17 protein-coding genes and 1 other RNA gene are annotated in these 17271 nt (G+C 66.2%); 8 read left to right on the top strand and 10 right to left on the bottom strand.

The window, feature by feature from the left end:
• Positions 1-157: 157 nt before the first annotated feature.
• The 7 genes from A7D16_RS07790 to A7D16_RS07760 are packed head-to-tail and all read left to right on the top strand — an operon-like array spanning position 158 to position 6988.
• Complete coding sequence (locus A7D16_RS07790) at positions 158-1156, top strand: acyl-CoA desaturase (RefSeq protein WP_064631422.1); 999 nt, start codon at positions 158-160, stop codon at positions 1154-1156.
• Positions 1153-2403 carry an NAD(P)/FAD-dependent oxidoreductase gene (locus A7D16_RS07785; protein ID WP_064631420.1) on the top strand — a complete coding sequence of 417 codons (1251 nt, stop codon included), beginning with the start codon at positions 1153-1155 and terminating at the stop codon, positions 2401-2403. Before A7D16_RS07790 ends, A7D16_RS07785 begins: the two co-directional genes overlap by 4 nt.
• Complete coding sequence (locus A7D16_RS07780) at positions 2403-3287, top strand: DUF1365 domain-containing protein (RefSeq protein WP_064631419.1); 885 nt, start codon at positions 2403-2405, stop codon at positions 3285-3287. Before A7D16_RS07785 ends, A7D16_RS07780 begins: the two co-directional genes overlap by 1 nt.
• Entirely contained in the window at positions 3284-4579 is a 1296-nt protein-coding gene (locus A7D16_RS07775) for an SAM-dependent methyltransferase (protein ID WP_064631417.1), read from the top strand. Before A7D16_RS07780 ends, A7D16_RS07775 begins: the two co-directional genes overlap by 4 nt.
• A complete protein-coding gene (locus A7D16_RS07770) occupies positions 4576-5121 on the top strand; it encodes a DUF2878 domain-containing protein (RefSeq protein WP_064631415.1) in 546 nt (181 codons plus the stop codon). The genes A7D16_RS07775 and A7D16_RS07770 overlap by 4 nt, the downstream gene beginning before the upstream one ends.
• Positions 5118-5900 (top strand): DUF1295 domain-containing protein, encoded by a 783-nt coding sequence (locus tag A7D16_RS07765; protein ID WP_064631413.1) that lies wholly within the window; start codon positions 5118-5120, stop codon positions 5898-5900. The genes A7D16_RS07770 and A7D16_RS07765 overlap by 4 nt, the downstream gene beginning before the upstream one ends.
• A gap of 17 nt (positions 5901-5917) precedes the next feature.
• Complete coding sequence (locus A7D16_RS07760) at positions 5918-6988, top strand: SAM-dependent methyltransferase (RefSeq protein WP_064631411.1); 1071 nt, start codon at positions 5918-5920, stop codon at positions 6986-6988.
• Positions 6989-7223: 235 nt separating this feature from the next.
• On the opposite strand, the gene A7D16_RS07755 is transcribed toward A7D16_RS07760, so the two are convergent.
• Both A7D16_RS07755 and A7D16_RS07750 read right to left on the bottom strand, forming a co-directional pair.
• Positions 7224-7571: a RidA family protein gene (locus A7D16_RS07755; RefSeq protein ID WP_064631409.1), complete on the bottom strand. Its 348-nt coding sequence runs from the start codon at positions 7569-7571 to the stop codon at positions 7224-7226.
• Between the two features lie 10 nt (positions 7572-7581).
• Positions 7582-8289, bottom strand: a complete 708-nt coding sequence (locus A7D16_RS07750) for a DUF998 domain-containing protein (RefSeq protein WP_064631463.1) — start codon at positions 8287-8289, stop codon at positions 7582-7584.
• Between the two features lie 263 nt (positions 8290-8552).
• Between A7D16_RS07750 and mprF the strand changes: the two genes are divergently transcribed.
• Complete coding sequence (gene mprF / locus A7D16_RS07745) at positions 8553-11117, top strand: bifunctional lysylphosphatidylglycerol flippase/synthetase MprF (protein WP_064631407.1); 2565 nt, start codon at positions 8553-8555, stop codon at positions 11115-11117.
• Positions 11118-11617: 500 nt separating this feature from the next.
• Here the strand turns inward: mprF and A7D16_RS07740 are convergent, their stop codons facing one another.
• The 8 genes from A7D16_RS07740 to A7D16_RS07705 all read right to left on the bottom strand — a co-directional run bounded on the left by A7D16_RS07740 (position 11618) and on the right by A7D16_RS07705 (position 17226).
• Positions 11618-12991 (bottom strand): virulence factor, encoded by a 1374-nt coding sequence (locus A7D16_RS07740; protein WP_064631405.1) that lies wholly within the window; start codon positions 12989-12991, stop codon positions 11618-11620.
• A gap of 87 nt (positions 12992-13078) precedes the next feature.
• A non-coding RNA gene (locus A7D16_RS07735) (sX9 sRNA) lies at positions 13079-13155 on the bottom strand.
• Positions 13156-13207: 52 nt separating this feature from the next.
• Positions 13208-13390, bottom strand: a complete 183-nt coding sequence (locus A7D16_RS07730) for an oxidoreductase-like domain-containing protein (RefSeq protein WP_064631403.1) — start codon at positions 13388-13390, stop codon at positions 13208-13210.
• Between the two features lie 62 nt (positions 13391-13452).
• Positions 13453-14058, bottom strand: coding sequence for an HD domain-containing protein (locus A7D16_RS07725; protein ID WP_064631401.1), 606 nt, complete (start codon positions 14056-14058; stop codon positions 13453-13455).
• A 35-nt stretch (positions 14059-14093) separates the two neighbouring features.
• The gene (thpR, locus tag A7D16_RS07720; protein ID WP_064631398.1) at positions 14094-14696 is read right to left on the bottom strand and encodes an RNA 2',3'-cyclic phosphodiesterase; all 603 of its coding nucleotides are present in this window, start codon (positions 14694-14696) and stop codon (positions 14094-14096) included.
• A gap of 273 nt (positions 14697-14969) precedes the next feature.
• On the bottom strand, positions 14970-15425 hold the full coding sequence (locus A7D16_RS07715) for a PA2169 family four-helix-bundle protein (RefSeq protein WP_064631396.1): 456 nt from the start codon (positions 15423-15425) through the stop codon (positions 14970-14972).
• Positions 15426-15647: 222 nt separating this feature from the next.
• Positions 15648-15821: a hypothetical protein gene (locus A7D16_RS23715; RefSeq protein ID WP_064631394.1), complete on the bottom strand. Its 174-nt coding sequence runs from the start codon at positions 15819-15821 to the stop codon at positions 15648-15650.
• A gap of 193 nt (positions 15822-16014) precedes the next feature.
• On the bottom strand, positions 16015-17226 hold the full coding sequence (locus A7D16_RS07705) for an MFS transporter (protein WP_064631392.1): 1212 nt from the start codon (positions 17224-17226) through the stop codon (positions 16015-16017).
• Positions 17227-17271 lie beyond the last annotated feature (45 nt).

Genomic DNA, 17271 nt, shown 5'->3' with positions numbered 1-17271 from the left:
GTCAGCGTCAGCTGGCGCAGGCAATGTGTGCGCAACTGCGCGATTCATTCGCCACGACAAGCGAACCCCGCCCATGCATGCGACGATCAAGCGGCCTGGTGCATCTGTTTGCCGGCAGCGTCCGTAAAAGGCCACGACTACACACGGAGAATCACGCGTGCCGAGCACTGGACTCGACCCTCACGCCGCAACGCCTCAGCCCGCCACCGCGCCACCGCGTGGCGGTGTGGCAGCCCGTATCGGCAGCCTGCGTCGCTGGGTGGATTCGCAAACCGACGAGCCCCTGGACGAAGCGCGCGCCGACCGCATCGACTGGCTGCGTGCGTTTCCCTTCATTGCCTTGCACCTGGCCTGCCTGGCGGTGTTCTGGGTGGGTGCGTCGTGGTTTGCGGTGGGCATGGCGGTGGCGCTGTACGCGCTGCGCATGTTCGCGCTCACCGGGTTTTACCACCGCTACTTCTCGCACCGCGCGTTCAAGACCTCGCGGGTGCTGCAGTTCGTGTTCGCTGCAATCGGAGCCACCTGCGTGCAGCGTGGGCCGTTGTGGTGGGCGGCGCATCACCGCAACCATCATCGGCATACCGACACCGGCCGCGACCCGCATTCGCCGGCGCAGCACGGCTTCTGGTGGAGCCACACAGGCTGGTTCCTGACACCGCGTAATTTCCGCACCGATTGGGAGGTGATTCCCGACCTGCGCCGCTTTGCCGAACTGCGCTTTCTGGACCGCTTCGACATCGTGATGCCGGTGCTGTTGGCGCTGGGCCTGTACCTGCTCGGCGACTGGCTGGCCGATGCGGCACCGGCCTTGAAGACCAATGGCGCGCAGTTGCTGGTGTGGGGCTTTGTGATTTCCACCGTGGCGTTATTCCATGCCACCTTCACCATCAACTCGCTCGCCCATCGCTTCGGCAGCCGGCGTTTCGACACGCGCGACGATAGCCGCAACAACTGGCTGCTGGCGCTGCTCACCTTCGGCGAAGGCTGGCACAACAATCACCATTTCTTCCCCGGCTCCGCGCGCCAGGGCCTGCGCTGGTGGGAATACGACATGACCTGGTACGGGCTCACCGTAATGTCGTGGGTGGGGCTGGTGTGGGATCTCAAGCCGATGCCGAAGATGCTCACCCAGCGTGCCGAGCGGGTGAGGCAATGAGCGAAGGCAGGATTGCCGTGGTCGGCAGCGGAATCGCCGGCCTCGGCGCGGCGTGGCTGTTGTCGCGGCGCTATGAAGTGACCTTGTTCGAAGCGTCGGATTACCTTGGCGGGCACACGCATACCCACGACATCCAGCTGGAGGGCCAGCGTTACGCGGTGGACAGCGGCTTCATCGTGTTCAACCCGCAGCACTATCCGCTGCTCACGCGCATGTTTGCCGAGCTGGACGTGTGTGCGCAGCCAACCACGATGAGCTTTTCGGTGCACGATGCGCGCAGCGGGCTGGAATACAACGCCGGCAGCCTGAGCGGCTTGTTCTGCCAGCCGCGCAATCTGCTCAGCCCGCGCTTCTGGGGCATGCTGGCCGACCTGCGCCGCTTCTATCGCCAGGCACCGGCGGTGCTGCACAGCGATGAGCGCTTCAGCACGCTGGGCGCCTACCTGCAGCGGCACGGCTATTCGGAGGCGTTTCGCGACCAGCATCTGGTACCGATGGCCTCGGCGCTGTGGTCGTCGCCCTCGCAGATCATTCTCGAATTCCCGATGGGCCAGCTGATCGGCTTCATGGCCAATCACCACATGCTGCAACTCAGCGGTCGCCCGCAGTGGCAGGTGGTGCGTGGCGGATCCAACAGCTATGTGCGTGCGCTGCGGCGGCGTTGGCAGGTGATCGAACGCCTGTCCACGCCGGTGCACTCGATCCGCCGCGCGCCCAACGGCGTGACCTTGAGTTCGTTGCGTGGCGAAGAACATTTCGACCATGTGGTGCTGGCCTGCCATGCCGACGATGCGCTGGCTTTGCTCAGCGATGCCACGCCTGCCGAACAGCAGATCCTTGGCGGCATCACCTACCAGGACAACGACACCGTGCTGCATACCGACGCCAGCGTGCTGCCGCGCGACAAGCGCGCCTGGGCCGCATGGAACGCGCACGTGCCGGTAGACCCGAACGCGGCGTGCACGGTGAGTTACTGGATGAACGCATTGCAGTCGATCGCTTCGCCGCAGCCGTTCATCGTCAGCCTCAACCGCGACCACGATATCGACCCCGGTAAAGTGCTGCGGCGCATGCGCTATCGCCACCCGGTACAGAACGCGGCCGCACTGGCTGCGCAGACGCGCAAGGCCGAAATCCAGGGCGTGCAGCACACCTGGTTTGCCGGCGCGGCGTGGGGCTTCGGCTTTCACGAAGACGGCCTGCGCAGCGGCGTGGACGTTGCGCATGGCCTGGGGGTGCACTGGTAATGCAGCTGCTGCGCGAAGCCCACACCGACGCAGTGCCGTTGCCTCCCACCGAGGGCAGCGGTGCCGGCCGCGTGGCGGCTCCGTTGCGCAGCGCGATCTACACCGGCTGGGTGCGGCATCGCCGATTCCTGCCCAAGGCGCTGCATTTCCGCTATCGCCTGTTCCTGATGTACCTGGACCTGTCCGAGCTGGATCAGGTATTCGCACAGCGTTGGTTATGGTCGGTGGGGCGCGCCAACCTGGCGCAGTTCCGGCGTAGCGATTACCTGGGCGATGCGCAGGTTCCGTTGGATCAGGCGGTACGCGATTGCGTGCAGGCGCACACCGGCGAGCGCCCGGAGGGTGCGATTCGGCTATTGACCCATCTGCGCTACTTCGGCCACGTGTTCAACCCGGTCAGCTTCTACTACTGCTTCGATCGCCACGACGGCCTGCGCTGGATCGTGGCGGAAATCACCAACACGCCCTGGCAGCAGCGCCATACCTATGTGCTGCCGGTGGCGCAGGCGCGCACGCACCGCGATGTGCACGCATGGCGCTTCGACAAGCGCTTCCACGTCTCGCCGTTCATGGGCATGCAGCACCGCTACGACTGGCGCTTCAGCGTGCCGGATGCGCAGTTGCGCGTACACATGGATGTGCTGGACGCAAGTGGCGACGACGCCGGCGGGGCAATCGACAACAGCGGCACGCGCCGCTTCGACGCCACCCTGGTGCTGCAACGCCAACCGCTCACCGGGCGCAACCTGGCGCGCACCTTGCTGGCCTATCCGTTGATGACGGTCTGGGTGGTGATCGCCATTCACTGGCAGGCCTTGCGCCTGTGGTTACGCGGCAACCCGGTCCACGACCACCCTCACCCGCCTGTGCGAGAACCCCGATGAGCGCTACGTCCCTGCCCGATCACGCTACGCCGCGCGCGGCCTCCTGGACGGACCGCCTGCTGCGCAAGCGCCTGCTGGCCACGCTCGGCGAGCTGCGCGACGGGCAGCTGCGCCTGCATGAAGCCGGCGCAGTCACCACGCTGGGTACGGCCACCGGCGCCGATGCCCTGCACATGCAACTGCGCGTGATCGACCCCGGTTTCTATCGCCAGGCTGCGCTCAACGGCAGCGTCGGTGCGGGCGAGTCGTACATGGATGGGCAGTGGCAGTGCGACGACCTGGTGGCCTTGATGCGGCTGCTGCTGCGCAACCGCGAGCGGCTGGATGCGATGGAGACCGGCACCGCGCGTGTGGGCGGCTGGGCCATGCGCAGCCTGCATACGTTCGCGCGCAATACCCGCAGCGGCAGCCGGCGCAACATCGCCGCGCACTACGATCTGGGCAACCCGCTGTTCAAGCTGTTTCTCGATGAAAACCTGATGTATTCGTCGGCCATCTTCGTCGATGGCGAAGAAGCGCAGTGCGAAGCGGCGCTGGAGCGAGCGGCCACGCGCAAGCTCGAACGCATCTGCCAGAAACTGCGCCTGGGCCCGCACCACCATGTGGTGGAGATCGGCACCGGCTGGGGTGGTTTCGCGCTGCATGCCGCGCGCGCCCACGGCTGCCGCGTCACCACCACCACCATCTCGCGCGAGCAGTTCGAACTGGCCACGCAACGTATCGCCGCAGCCGGTCTGAGCGACCGGGTGACGGTGTTGTTGCGCGACTACCGCGATCTGGAAGGCCGCTTCGACCGCGTGGTGTCGATCGAGATGATCGAAGCGATCGGCCACCAGTATCTGAACACGTACTTCGCCAAGGTCGGCAGCCTGCTGGCCGACGATGGCGAGGCGCTGATCCAGGCCATCACCATCGAAGACCATCGCTATAAACAGGCCCTGCACTCGGTAGACTTCATCAAACGGCATATCTTCCCGGGCAGCTTCATTCCTTCGGTGGCGGCGATGACCGGCGCGGTTGCGCGCGCCAGCGATCTGCGCCTGTTCAATCTGGAAGATATCGGCCCCAGCTATGCGCTGACCTTGCGCGCATGGCGGCAACGCTTCATGGCGCAGTTGCCGCAGGTGCGTGCGCTGGGCTACGACGAACGCTTCATCCGCATGTGGGAGTTCTATCTGGCCTATTGCGAAGCCGGTTTTCTGGAACGCTCGATCGGCGATGTGCATTTGTGGCTGAGCAAGCCCGGCGCACGCCCGCCGCAGTTCGTGCCAGGCCTTGCCACCGACGCATGAAACAGCTCGGCAACTACCTTGGCCTGCAGGTGCTGTGGCTGGTGGCGGTCAGTGCCGCTGCACATGCGCGCACTTGGCCGGCGCTGCTGGCACTGGCCGTATTCGCGCTGTATCAGCTGTGGCCGTCGCGCCGCGCGCCGGGCGATGTGCAGTTGATGACCGCGGCGTTATCGCTGGGATTGTTGCTGGACACCACGCTCGCCGCAGGCAATTGGGTGCGCTACGCCGCGCCATGGCCGGGCAGCCTGCTGGCACCGCCGTGGATCCTGGCGTTGTGGCTGGGCTTTGCGCTCACCCTCAATCATTCGCTGGCCGCGGTGATGCAGCGGCCGTGGCTGGCGGTAGTGCTCGGCGCCATCTTCGGGCCGTTCTCGTATTGGCTGGCGCAACGCAGCTGGCACGCGGTGGAATTTCAGGCGCCCTACCTGCACGCCGTGCTTGCCGTAGGCATCGGCTGGGGCGTGGCCTGCGGCGTGTTGTCGCTGTATGCACGCCGGCTGGCGCGACCATTGCCGGAGCACATCACCGGAGAATTGCAATGAATGCCTGGCCGCTGCTGCATGTGGGCGTGTTCGCAAGTGGGGTGATGCTGATCGGCTGGCTGTGGCAACGCCGCAGCGGTAACGCCGGCCTGGTCGATGTGTTGTGGGCGAGCTGTCTGGCGGTGGCTGCGTCGTATTGCGCGTGGATGTCCGACGGTGCGCTGCTGCCGCGCGTGCTGGTGGCAGTGCTTGGCGGTGTGTGGGGTGCGCGCCTGGCGCTGCATCTGGGCGTACGCGTGTTCGGGGACCCGCACGAAGATGGCCGCTACCGCGCGTTGCGCGAGCACTGGAATGGCAGCCAGAGCAAATTCCTCGGTTTCTTCCTGGCCCAGGCGGTGGTGGTGGTGCTGTTTGCGGTGCCATTTCTGGCCGCGGCAAGCAACCCGAATCCCGACTGGAGCGTGTGGAGCGCCATCGCGATTGTGGTGTGGTTGATCGCGGTCGGTGGCGAGGCGCTGGCCGACCGGCAGCTGTCGGCGCACAAGGCCAACCCGGCCAATCGCGGCAAGACCTGCCGCAGCGGGCTGTGGCGCTATTCGCGCCACCCCAATTACTTCTTCGAGTTCGTGCACTGGTTCGCCTACCTGGCGCTGGCCGTCGGTGCCGGCCCGTGGCCGCTGGCGCTATGCGCGCTCGGGCCGGTGGTGATGTTCGTGTTTCTGTATCGCTTCACCGGCATTCCTTACACCGAGCAGCAGGCGCTGCGCTCGCGTGGCGAGGATTACGCCCAGTATCAGCGCAGCACCAGCGCGTTCTTTCCGCTTCCCCCTTCGTCCTGAGTTGCCTGGAGAGTTGCATGTCTACCGTCACCGTCCCGCCCTCCACGCAGCCCGAAGAATCCTTCGCCACCCGGCTTGCCGAATCCGGCGTGTTGCCCGACGCCGCGTTGCGCTACGGCATCCGTCGCCTGTGCGCACAACGCCTGCGCGATGAGCGCGGCAACGATGCCGATGCCAACGGCGAACGCCAGCGCGCCTTCATCGACAGCCTGCGTGCCAGCGCCATCGCGATCGAAACCGACGCGGCCAATCGCCAGCATTACGAATTGCCGCCGCAGTTCTTCACCCTGTGCCTGGGCAAGCGGCTGAAGTACAGCAGCTGCTATTGGGACGCGAGCACACCGGATCTGGATGCGGCCGAAGAGCGCATGCTGGCGCTGTATGGCGAACGCGCCGAACTGGCCGATGGCCAGCGCATTCTGGAGCTGGGTTGCGGCTGGGGCTCGTTGACCCTGTGGATGGCCGAGCGCTATCCGGGTGCCAGCATCACTGCGGTTTCCAACTCACGGCCGCAGCGCGCACATATTCTGGAGCAGTGCCGCGTGCGCGGGCTGGGCAACGTGCAGGTGATCACCGCCGACGTCAACGCGCTGGCGCTGCCGCCGGGCAACTTCGATCGCGTGGTGTCGGTGGAGATGTTCGAGCACATGCGTAACTACCGCGAGCTGCTCGCGCGCGTCGGCAGCTGGCTGGCACCGGGCGGCAAGTTGTTCGTGCATATCTTCTGCCACCGCGATCTGGCCTACCCGTTCGAAGTGGCCGGCGAAGACAACTGGATGGGCCGGCATTTCTTCACCGGCGGGCTGATGCCGGCGGCCGATACCTTGCTGCATTTCCAGCAGGACGTGGTGATCGAACAACGCTGGGTGCTGTCGGGCGAGCATTACGAAAAGACCGCCAATGCCTGGCTGGAAAATCAGGACCGCCATCGCGACCAGATCATGCCGCTGCTGAAGCAGACCTACGGCGATGACGCACAGCGCTGGTGGCAGCGCTGGCGCATGTTCTGGCTGGCCTGCGCGGAGCTGTTCGGCTACAACCAGGGCCGCGAATGGGGCGTGGCGCATTACCGCTTCGTCAAGCGCTGATCGCGCAGCGCGCGCCGTGACGAGGTTGCCGCCTGCAAACATGGCAGCCGTCATCTCGGCGCTTCACTCAGGCTGGCGCTTCAGCAAGCGCGGTGGCGATGTGACCAAGCCGGCGCGCAAACCGGGTATTGCACCTGTGTGCGGACAACGCTGCAATACGATGCCGATTGCAGGTGCGCAGATGACACGACGTCGGCGCGCGCGATCGCCTCGCGATCGGCGCGCCGCCCGGCGATCAGCCCGCCGCAGCGGTGATCACGATTTCCACCTTCCACTCCGGCCGCGCCAACTTCGCTTCGACGGTGGCACGGGCAGGCGTGAAGCCGTGCGGTACCCACTCGTCCCAGGCGGCGTTCATGCCGTCGAAATCGGCGATGTCGGCGAGGAAGATTTCCGCACGCAGGATCTTGGTCTTGTCGCTGGCCGCCAGCGCCAGCAGCTTGTCGATCTCGCCCAGCACCTGGCGGGTCTGCCCGGTGATGTCTTCGCTGGTGTCATCGGCAATCTGGCCCGCCAGGTAACACACACCGGCATGGACGGTCATTTCGGACATACGCGGACCCGCATCGAATCGCTGCAGCATTTCAGACTTCCTACGGTTGATTGACGCGCGCATTGTCCCGCGAATGCGGCAACCGTGCAGCCCCGTCGCGCACGCAGTGCGCCAGCCACGAGCCCGCGCGCACCATCCAGACCACGATCAGCACGATGGCGATCTTCTGGCTGATGCCCAGCGGCGCGCTGGTCACGGTGACGTGGAACAGCAACACCGCAAACGCCGCGCAGCCGAGTACGAAGGCCGCAGGAAACTGCGCGCGCCACAGCGGATCGCGGCGCAGATACCACGATTGCAGCAACACCGCGGCAATCACGCACAGGAACGTCATGTCCGCCGACAGCACATGCACCATCTTGGCCGCCTCCGGCGCCAGCTCGGGCATCCAGCTGTCGCCGATCGACACCAGGCACAAGCCCACCGCCGCCATCCAGAACAGACCCAGCACCGTGCGGCTGCGCGCGGCCGGCACCAGCGCCGCGTACAGGCCAAGCGCCAGCCACGCCATGCTGGCGGCCAGCAGGCAATAAGCGGTGCGCAGCAGCAAACCGTGAGGACCGTGCAGATAGGCGCTCAGTTGCGCCTCCACCCACCACAGATCGCGACGCAGCCATTGCAGCACCAGCACCAGCCCGATGAAGGCCACGCCGGAAACGGCGGCAATGCTGCCGGCGTAGCCGCTCCAACGCGGCGGCCGGGTCCGCGCAGTGTGCGCGAACGTTGGGAAATCCTGTTGATGGAGCATCAGCAGCCTGTCTGCCTTCCAACTGTCATGGCGGTCCTGTGTTGTTCGCGCGGCACGTGTGTGCGGCTTTGCCCTATGATGCGCGCGGCCGGCCTGCACCGACACTGTGTCGGCACGATCGAACCACGCGTTCACTTGATGTCGGCACCGTCGCGATCACGCTGCATGCACCTTCAACCCCACCGGCCCATGCACTGCAGACGCGCGCGCGGCACACCTCGTGCATGCGCCCTCCTTCCCTTTCAGCAGAACCCGTTGCCCTCATGACGGATACCCCCGTGTCTTCCGAAACGCCCGCCAGCGGTTGGCGTCGCGCCCTGCCGGTGATCATCAGCCTGGCGATCCTGGCGATGGCCCTGCATGCGCTGTCTTCGCAGTTCACCGACCACGGCTATCGCCAGATCCGGCAGGCGTTCCGTGCGCTGGGCGCGGGGCAGATCGCGCTGACGCTGCTGCTCGGCTTGAGCAGCTATGCGTGCCTGGTGGGCTTCGACTGGGTGGGACTCAAGCGCACCGGCAAGCGGCTGCATCCGGCGCGGGTGGGCATCACCGCCTTCATGGCGCATGCGGTCGGGCAGACCCTGGGCTTTGCCGCACTCACCGGCGGCGCAGTGCGGCTGCGCGGCTACGGCAGCGTGGGGTTGACCCTGGCCGAGATCGGCCAGGTGGTGCTGATGAGTACGCTGGGTTTCATCTTCGGCGCATGGGTGTTGCTTGGCCTGGCCTTGATGCTGGAACCGGAAGCGGCCGCACGCGCGTTGCCGATCACCGCCCAGGCCATCCGCATCGCCGGCATCGGCCTGATGGTCGGCTATGTCGCCATGCTGGTGCTGGTCGGCCGCCAGGGCCGCGAGTTCGGCATCCGCAGCCACCGGTTCTGGCTACCCGACCGCACCACCGTGCTGGGCGTCACCGCGCTCAGCGTGGTCGAACTGGGCCTGGCTGCGGCGGCGTTCTACGTATTGCTGCCGCCGGACCCGGGCACCGGCTACTTCGGCTTTATCGGCATCTGGCTGGTGGCGGTGGTGGCCGGCCTGATCTCCACCGTGCCGGCCGGTCTGGGTGTGTTCGAGTGGAGCCTGCTCAAGCTGCTGCCGCATGTCACGCCCGCCGCAGTCCTGGCGGCGGCGCTGGCCTACCGGGTGACCTATTACATCGTGCCGTTGCTGATCTCGGTGGCGATGGCAGCCGCCTCCGGGCTGGGCGCGCCGGTGCGCGCCAGCGCCAGCACGGCGCGCACGGTGTGGAAGGCGCTGCGCCCGTGGCTGCCGCAGATTCTGGCGCTGGCAGTGTTTGCAGTGGGTGCGGCGCTGGTGATCGACGGCACCCTGCCAACGCCCCGCGCGCGCCAGGAAGTGGCGCCGTTGCCGCTGATCGAAACATCGCATCTGCTGGTCAGCCTGGGCGGCATGCTGCTGCTGCTGATCGGCCAGGGCCTGCAGCGCCGCAGCCATGCGGCCTGGATGCTGGCCCTGGGCGTGTGCGTGCTGCTGCCGCCGCTGTCGCTGCTGCGCGGCAGCCATATCTCGGTGTCGCTGTCGGCGGCGCTGGCAGCGGTTGCGCTGTGGGCCGCACGCCGCGAGTTTTACCGCCAGGGCGCGCTGCTGGACGAAGCCTGGTCGTGGCGCTGGCTGAGCAACCTGGGCCTGGTGCTGGTGGCCACCTTCTGGCTGTTGTTCTTCGTCTACAGCCATGTCGAATACAGCAACGACCTGTGGTGGCAGTTCGCCACTTCGGCCAATGCGCCGCGTGCGCTGCGCGCTGCGCTGATCCTGTGCGTGGGCGTGATCGTGTTCGGCATGGCGCGCCTGCTACGTGGCGGGCGCCGCCCGATGCCGGCCGCCGATGCAAAGACGCTGCAGACGCTGGCACCGATCCTGGAGATCAGCACCGACACCCAGGCCTGCCTGGCGTTGACCGGCGACAAGGCCTTCCTGCTTGATGAGCAGGGCCGTGGCTTTGTGATGATGCAGCGCTACGGCGGCTCGCTGATCTCGATGGGCGACCCGGTGGGGCCGCCGGAGGTGGCACGCGCGTTGATCTGGCGCTTCCGCGAAGAAGCCGACCACATGGGCCTGCGCCCGGTCTTCTACCAGGTCGGCGAAAAGTACTGGCAGACCTATCTCGACATGGGGCTGACCCTGGTCAAGCTGGGCGAAGAAGCGATCGTGCCGCTGGAAGGTTTCACCCTGGAGGGTCGCGACCGCGCCGATCTGCGCCAGGCCTGGAACCGCGGCAAGCGCGGCGGCCTGAGCTTCCGCATGCTGCAACCCGAACAGGTGGACGCGGTGTTGCCGCGTCTGGCCGAGGTGTCGGAGCAGTGGCTGGAAGAAAAAGCCGGCGAAGAGAAAGGCTTTTCGCTAGGCAGCTTCGATGCGGACTACCTGCGGCGCTTCCCGGTGGCAGTGGCCGAGGCCGAAGGCCAGATCGTGGCATTCGCCAACGTGTGGTGGGCGCCGGCCGGCGGCGAACTATCGGTGGATCTGATGCGACATAGCGCACAGGCGCCGAAGGGCACGATGGATTTCCTGTTCATCGAGTTGTTCCTGTGGGGCCAGGCCAATGGCTACACGCGGTTCTCGCTGGGCATGGCGCCGTTGTCGGGGCTGGCAGAGCACCGCCTGGCCGGACGCTGGAACCGCTTCGCCAGCCTGGTGGCACGTCACGGCGAGCGCTTCTACGGCTTCAGCGGCTTGCGTCGCTTCAAGTCGAAGTTCGCCCCGACCTGGCGCCCGCGCTACCTGGTCGCACCCGGCGGCATGCATCTGCCGGCCGCATTGCTGGATGCCACCCGCTTGATCTCGGTGGATCCTGGGCGGCAGGAGTAAGGTAGCGCGAGACGCCGGCGCCAGACATGCCGGTCTGGCCGGCGCGCATTAGTGCCCGCCCGAGCCGATGAGGAAATCGCAGGCGCATTTCAGCGCCTGAGATTGGCTTGTCGAACAGCGAGCGCAAATCGTGAGAGCGGGGTGTCGCATCCGGGGGCGGGACCGTGTGGCGGCATGGATGCCGCCACCAAGCTTCCAGGGATGGATTCACAGCGTGTCCCGACACCGGATGCGGCGCCGCGCTGCCGACGAACTCCTCGCACTGACCCACCCCACGCATGAGATCTTCCGGTCCTTCGTAAGACGTCGGTCTGCTGCGAGCGCTTGCACACGTACCGGCGTGCAAGCACTTCCTGCCATGTCGACGACTGAAGGAAGGGCGGCCTGCTGAATATCGATGCTGGAACCGTCGAAGGAATGTGCGTCGCCCTCGACAGCGACGCACAGAATCAACAGGCCGCCCTTGTCAGGTCAGCGGACCGATCAAATGGTGGCGCGCCTTATGGCTTCGACAGCGCGTGCAACTGCTCCATGATCGTCTTGGCCAGGGTCGCGTAATCGCCCTTGAAGTGATGATCGCCCGGCAGTGCGACCCGCTTGGCTGCATCGGCTGGCAGGCTCGGGCACAGCGCGTCGTCGTCGTCCTGGCCGTAGATGCACACGGTGGTACCGGCTGGCAGGCGCTGCACTTCGGGCGCGATCGGCAGGCCTTCGTCGTCCGAGCCCAGCCAGTTGCTGACGTGGAATTCGTAGTCGGCCAGCTTGCCTACCGACAGCAGCGCCGTCATGCGGATGTTCTGCCTGGTCGCTGCCGGCAGTTTGTTGATGGCCGCAGGCAACACATCCGCACCTTGCGAGAACCCGATCAACACCACCCGCTGGCGCTGCCAACGCTGCGCATAAATGCGTGCGATGCGATCCAGGTCGGTGGCGAAGCCTTGCGGCGTGCGCTCGGTCCAGAAGTACCGCAGCGAATCCAGGCCGACCACCGGAATGCCCTGCGCTGCGAGTGCGTCGGCCACTTCTTCGTCCAGGCCGGCCCAGCCGCCATCGCCGGAGACGAAGATCACGAAGGTGTCGTCGTCACCGTCGCCATCGGGCTTGGCCGGCAACTCCACCACCGGCAAATCGGCCAGACCGCCTGGCGGGGGTGGCAACGCCACGCCCTTCTGCTCGCCCAACGAGCGGGCCGCGGCACGCAGGCCGGGCAGGATGTCGCCCAGCGCAGACCGCTTGAAGGTGCGCGCCTGCGGCACCTGCTTGAGAAAGCCCTGTTCGGCAGCTGCCGGGCAGCGCTTGTCCTGGCTGGCGGCAAGCACCCAGGGAATCTGCAGCGGCACCGGCACCAGCGTGTTGCTGCCCGGGCGCACCCCCGGCTGGCAGATCGCCTGGTCGGACACCGCAGCCGGGCACAACCCATCGGTGAGCACACCGGCCAGCACATGCGGCTTGGCTTGCGCGGCGATCGCGTAGGCCAGTGCCGCGCCTTCGCCATCGCCTACCAGCAACGGCAGGCGGTAGGTGGAGATGCGATAGAAGGCCTGCACGTAGCGCGAGAAATTTTCCACATCGCCGACCGAGAACGCGCAGGTACCGCCGGCCTTGCGCAGCACCGCGTACAGGTGCGCGGTGTCCACCACCGCCACCATCGCACCGTCGGCACGCAGGCTTTCGGCCTGGGCCTGGCGCTTGGCGGCATTACCGGCACCGGCCAGCCAGATCACCACCCGCTGCGGCTCGTCCTTGGGCATCAGTACCGGCACCTGCTCGAAACGGCCATGGCTGACCGGTTCCGGCGCCTGCGCGGCGGCCATGCCCGATAGCGTCAACACTGCCGCGCCGCAGAGCGCGCTCCACATCTCAAGTCGTCGCATGTCGCACCATCGGGAAAAGTAGTTCAAAGATAATCGTTCCAGGCTGAAGCGCGAAGTGCAGCACTGCGCTCACTGCGCCGTTGGAGTGGCTAGCAAACCGTTGCGCGCCGTGATCAAACGGGTGTGGACGGCGCGCTCGGAACCGCAGTGTACGAGTGGCACATGCTGCACCGAGCAACAGCCGCGCCCACCTGGCAGTGAGCACAGTCGTTTTTGTCAGCCGCTCTTCGCCGGCTGGCGCGCTTCCCATGCCGCCAGGGTCTGGCGGTAGCGGGTCAGCTCTTCGGCATACAGATCGTGCACGCACAGCGGGCAGCCGCTCTGGCAGCATTCGTTCGGCGCAGGCGGCTGCGGGGCGATCGGGCGTGGGTCGGGGCTGGAAGCAGCGCTGTCGTGCATGCGCCATTGTAGCGTGCGCCTCGGCCACATCCGGGCGCACCGCCCGGATGTGGCCGAGGCGCTCAGCGCCCCAGCCGGCGGCGCAGGTTGGCGCGCGCCGCAGCGTCGTGATGGGTGTGGAAGTAGTCGCTCAGGAAGATGCGGGGTTGCTTGAGCACGCCGGCCAGGAAGCGGTGGCGATTGAGCCGGAACAGCACACCCGGCACATGCCCGCGATATTCCTCGGCAATGGCCTGATCGTAGGCATCGAACACCGCTGCGGGCGCGGCCAGAATCGCCATGTCGCAGTCCAGGAACAGCGCAGCGTCTTGGTCCACCTCCTGCAGCTGCAGCTGCCCATGCCGCGCGGTGAGCAGGATCAGCGCCTGCACGCGTTCGACATCCACCTGCGCCTGTGGCCACCAGCGCGGGATGCACTCCGCCGCCCACAGCGCAGATTGCGCCTCGTTGTCGCTGCGTCCGGGTCGATACACCGCATCGTGGAACAATACCGCCAGCCACACCTCTGCCGGCTGCCGCCAGCCGGGCCCGGCGGCGACCTGCGCATAGTGCTGCAGCACTGCGCGCACATGGCCGAAGTGGTGGTAGGCGCGCGGCGGCGTGGCGTAGGCCTGTTCGAGTGCGGCCAGCTGGTCGGCGTACAACGGCAATGGCGTGGGGATGTCCATCCGCGCAGGCTACCGCGTGCGCGCAGCGGTGCCCATCAGCGCAGCGACCAGCGGCCTTCGATCTGATATCGCGACTGGCCCAGAAAGCTGCGCACCAGCGCGAAGTCGCGCACTGTCCAGGCTAGCGCATCGCAGCGCCGTTGCGGCACCGCCTGATTGCAGTACAGCAGCGTCATGTGCGGTGTGTATTGCGCATCGCCGGCAATGCCGACATGCGCAAGTTGCCGCCCCAACGCGCCCTGCAACTCATACAGCCCGCGCACCTGTTCTTCGCCCCGCAGCACGCAGGGAAGTTGCGAGCGCCTGCCACCGAAGGTGCCCACCCGGTCGAATTCCACTGCGAACGCATCCATCGCCACGCGCGCCGCGGCCTGACTGGCACGGCTGACCAACGATGGCGGCAAACCGCCGGCGTAATCGCCCAGATGATGCAGGGTCACATGCAACCGTTCGCGCGCAAGCGGCTTGCCTTCGGCATGCCCGCCTTGCAGCAGGCTGTCGGCGACCCGCGCCGCACGTTCGGCGGTGGGCGCGTCGGCCATCACCGCAAAGAACAGCCGTTCGGTGGGTTTCTCTTCCCCAAGCCCCAGCGACAACTGCGCCTCGGCCGATGACAGGTAAAGAAACTGCTGTTTCATGGCTGAATTCCACGACCGCGCAACGCGGACCTGCCTGGACAAGGGCGGCGGATACTAGCAGACCCGCAGCGTGCCGAATATGCCGACGTGCATGATGCCGATGTGGAACATGTTGCGCTGCGTGGAACTGCAATTGCAGCGTTGGATCAGCTCCTGGGGCTGTGCTGCGCCACAAAAAGAAACGGGCAGCGTGCGCTGCCCGTTCCCGCCTTTATCGTTTTACTCCGGAGCTGCATCGGATCGGTGACGATGCACTTCGGTCAAGCGCGCAGGTTATGCGGCACTCTTCATCGCATGCTTGCGGTGACGCATGACGTCGTGGCAAGCACGCACTTCCGGCAGCAGGCGCAGTGCAGCGTCGCGTGCAGCGGCCGGGGTGTCCTGGTCGGCGATGGTTTCATCGAAGGCCTTCAGCAGACGGTCTTCCGACTCTTCCAGCTCGGCCACGTAGCCGTACTTGGTGTCGCCCAGGGTTGCGCGGACCTTGCCGTAGAACTGCTGCATGCTGCCCACCATGGTGCCGTGCTGCTCCGGCGTGCCGCCAACTGCGGTGACCACACTGCTCAGGCTGCTGACGATGTCGGTCTTGACGCCGGCAATGCGACGGAACAGCGTCGCAAGCTCGGCATCGCCCACCTTGGCTGCGGCTTCGTCATAGAAGTCCTTGCCGTCGCGCGAGATGGCGATAAGGTCGTTGAGGCTATGCTCGGTGTTGCTCTGAATGCTCATGTGTGGCTCCTTGTTGTGATGGACCGACGCTGCGCTGTGCGATGACTGCGCGTGCGGCGGGAGGTTGAGTCAATCGATGGGTTGATTGCGTTGCCGTCGCGTTGTGTACGGCCTCATCCTGGCGCCGCCTGCATAATCGATATGTGAGCGATGCGGGCATTGTCATCACACCATCGTGCAGGCGATGAATTGCAATTCATCGATGCCAACAGCGGGTCAAGATCACTTCGGTTGACGACTGGCCCACATGTTGTCGACCAGATTTGGATAGGGCCGCCCGGCCTCTTCGGCACGCTGCTTGGCCGCGGCCTTCTGCGCATCGGTCAACGGTGTCGACTTCGCCTTGCCCTTTGGGTTCGGGCGCTTCCACGGCGGCGGTGTGAAGTCGTCGGTCATGGCACTGTCCTGTCCGCTTGGGGGAAAGCACGAAGTCTCGCTGGCAGGCCGTGAGATGACCGTGGTCGTGGTCGTGGTCGTGGTCGTGGTCGTGGTCGTGCAATGCGGCCATCTTGCACAGCTGCATGGCAAGGCCAGAGCGCTTGCGTTCGACGAATCCGTGCCAGGCAAATCCGCGTTGCCGTGCAACGTCTCAGCAGTTCGCCAACACCGCACGTTGCTGCCGACGCTCTTGCCGCACCGCCAATGCATACACCAGCAAACCGCCGAGCGCGGTGGCCGCGCCAACGTAGCCGGTGGAGGTCCAGCCCCAGCCTGCAGTAATCGCCATGCCACCCAGCCATGGGCCCAATGCGTTGGCCGTGTTGAACGCCGCATGGTTGGAGGCCGCGGCCAGGGTCTGCGCTTGGGCTGCCACATCCATCAAGCGCGTCTGCAGGGCTGGCGCCAATGCGCCCATGGTGCCCACCGCCACGATGGACACGAACACCCACAGGCCCGACTGCGCCGCCAGCGGAAAGGTCAGCATCACCACCACCGACCACAGCAGCAGCACCGGCACCGCGCGGAACTGCATGCGGTCGAACAGCCAACCGCCCAGGATGCTGCCAAGCACACCGCCCACACCGAACGCCACCATGGCCAAGGGAATGCGCGCTGGCGTAACGCCGGTCACTGCAGTCAATGTCGGCGCGAGGTAGCTGAAGACGCAGAACATGCCGGAAAAGCCCACCGCACCGATCGCCAATGCCAGCCAGACCTGCGGCTGATTGAACGCACGCAACTCGCGCAACGGCTGCTGCCGCGGCTCGTCCGGCTGCGGCGGCAGCAAGAGCGCCACCGCGGCCACCGTGCCCAGCGCAATCACCGACACCGAGGCATACGCCCAGCGCCAACTCACCATCTGGCCCAGCCAGGTCGCCAACGGGTTGCCCACCAGCAGCGCGACGCTCAAGCCCAGCAACACGCGCCCCACTGCGGTGGCACGTTGATTGGGCGGGCTGATCGATGCGGCCACCAGCGACGCAACACCGAAGTACGCGCCATGCGGCAAGCCGGCGATGAAGCGGCACAGCAGCATCGTGTGGTAACTCGGCGCCAGTGCGCTGGCCACGTTGCCCAGCGCATAAAACACCATCAACAGCAGCAGCAAGGTGCGCCGCGGCCAGCGTGCACCCAGGATCGCCAACAACGGCGCGCCGACCACCACGCCCAAGGCATAGGCGCTGATGACGTGGCCGACCTGCGGCTCGCTGATCTGCAAGCCCTGCGCAATCTGCGTCATCAGGCCCATGGTGGAAAATTCGCTGATGCCGATCGCAAAGCCGCCCATCGCCAGCGCAAGCAGAATCAGCACGTAATCGCGCCGGGACACGCGGGGCGTGGAAAGATCGGTATCGGTCATGCCCGACTCCAGAGACGGCGGGGCGGCCTAGTATTGTGCAATGCA

Origin of the sequence: Xanthomonas nasturtii, from assembly GCF_001660815.1 — a bacterium.
GTDB lineage: Bacteria > Pseudomonadota > Gammaproteobacteria > Xanthomonadales > Xanthomonadaceae > Xanthomonas > Xanthomonas nasturtii.
The sequence above is the reverse complement of the archived record's forward strand: the minus strand, read 5'-3'. Positions and strand labels throughout refer to the sequence as shown.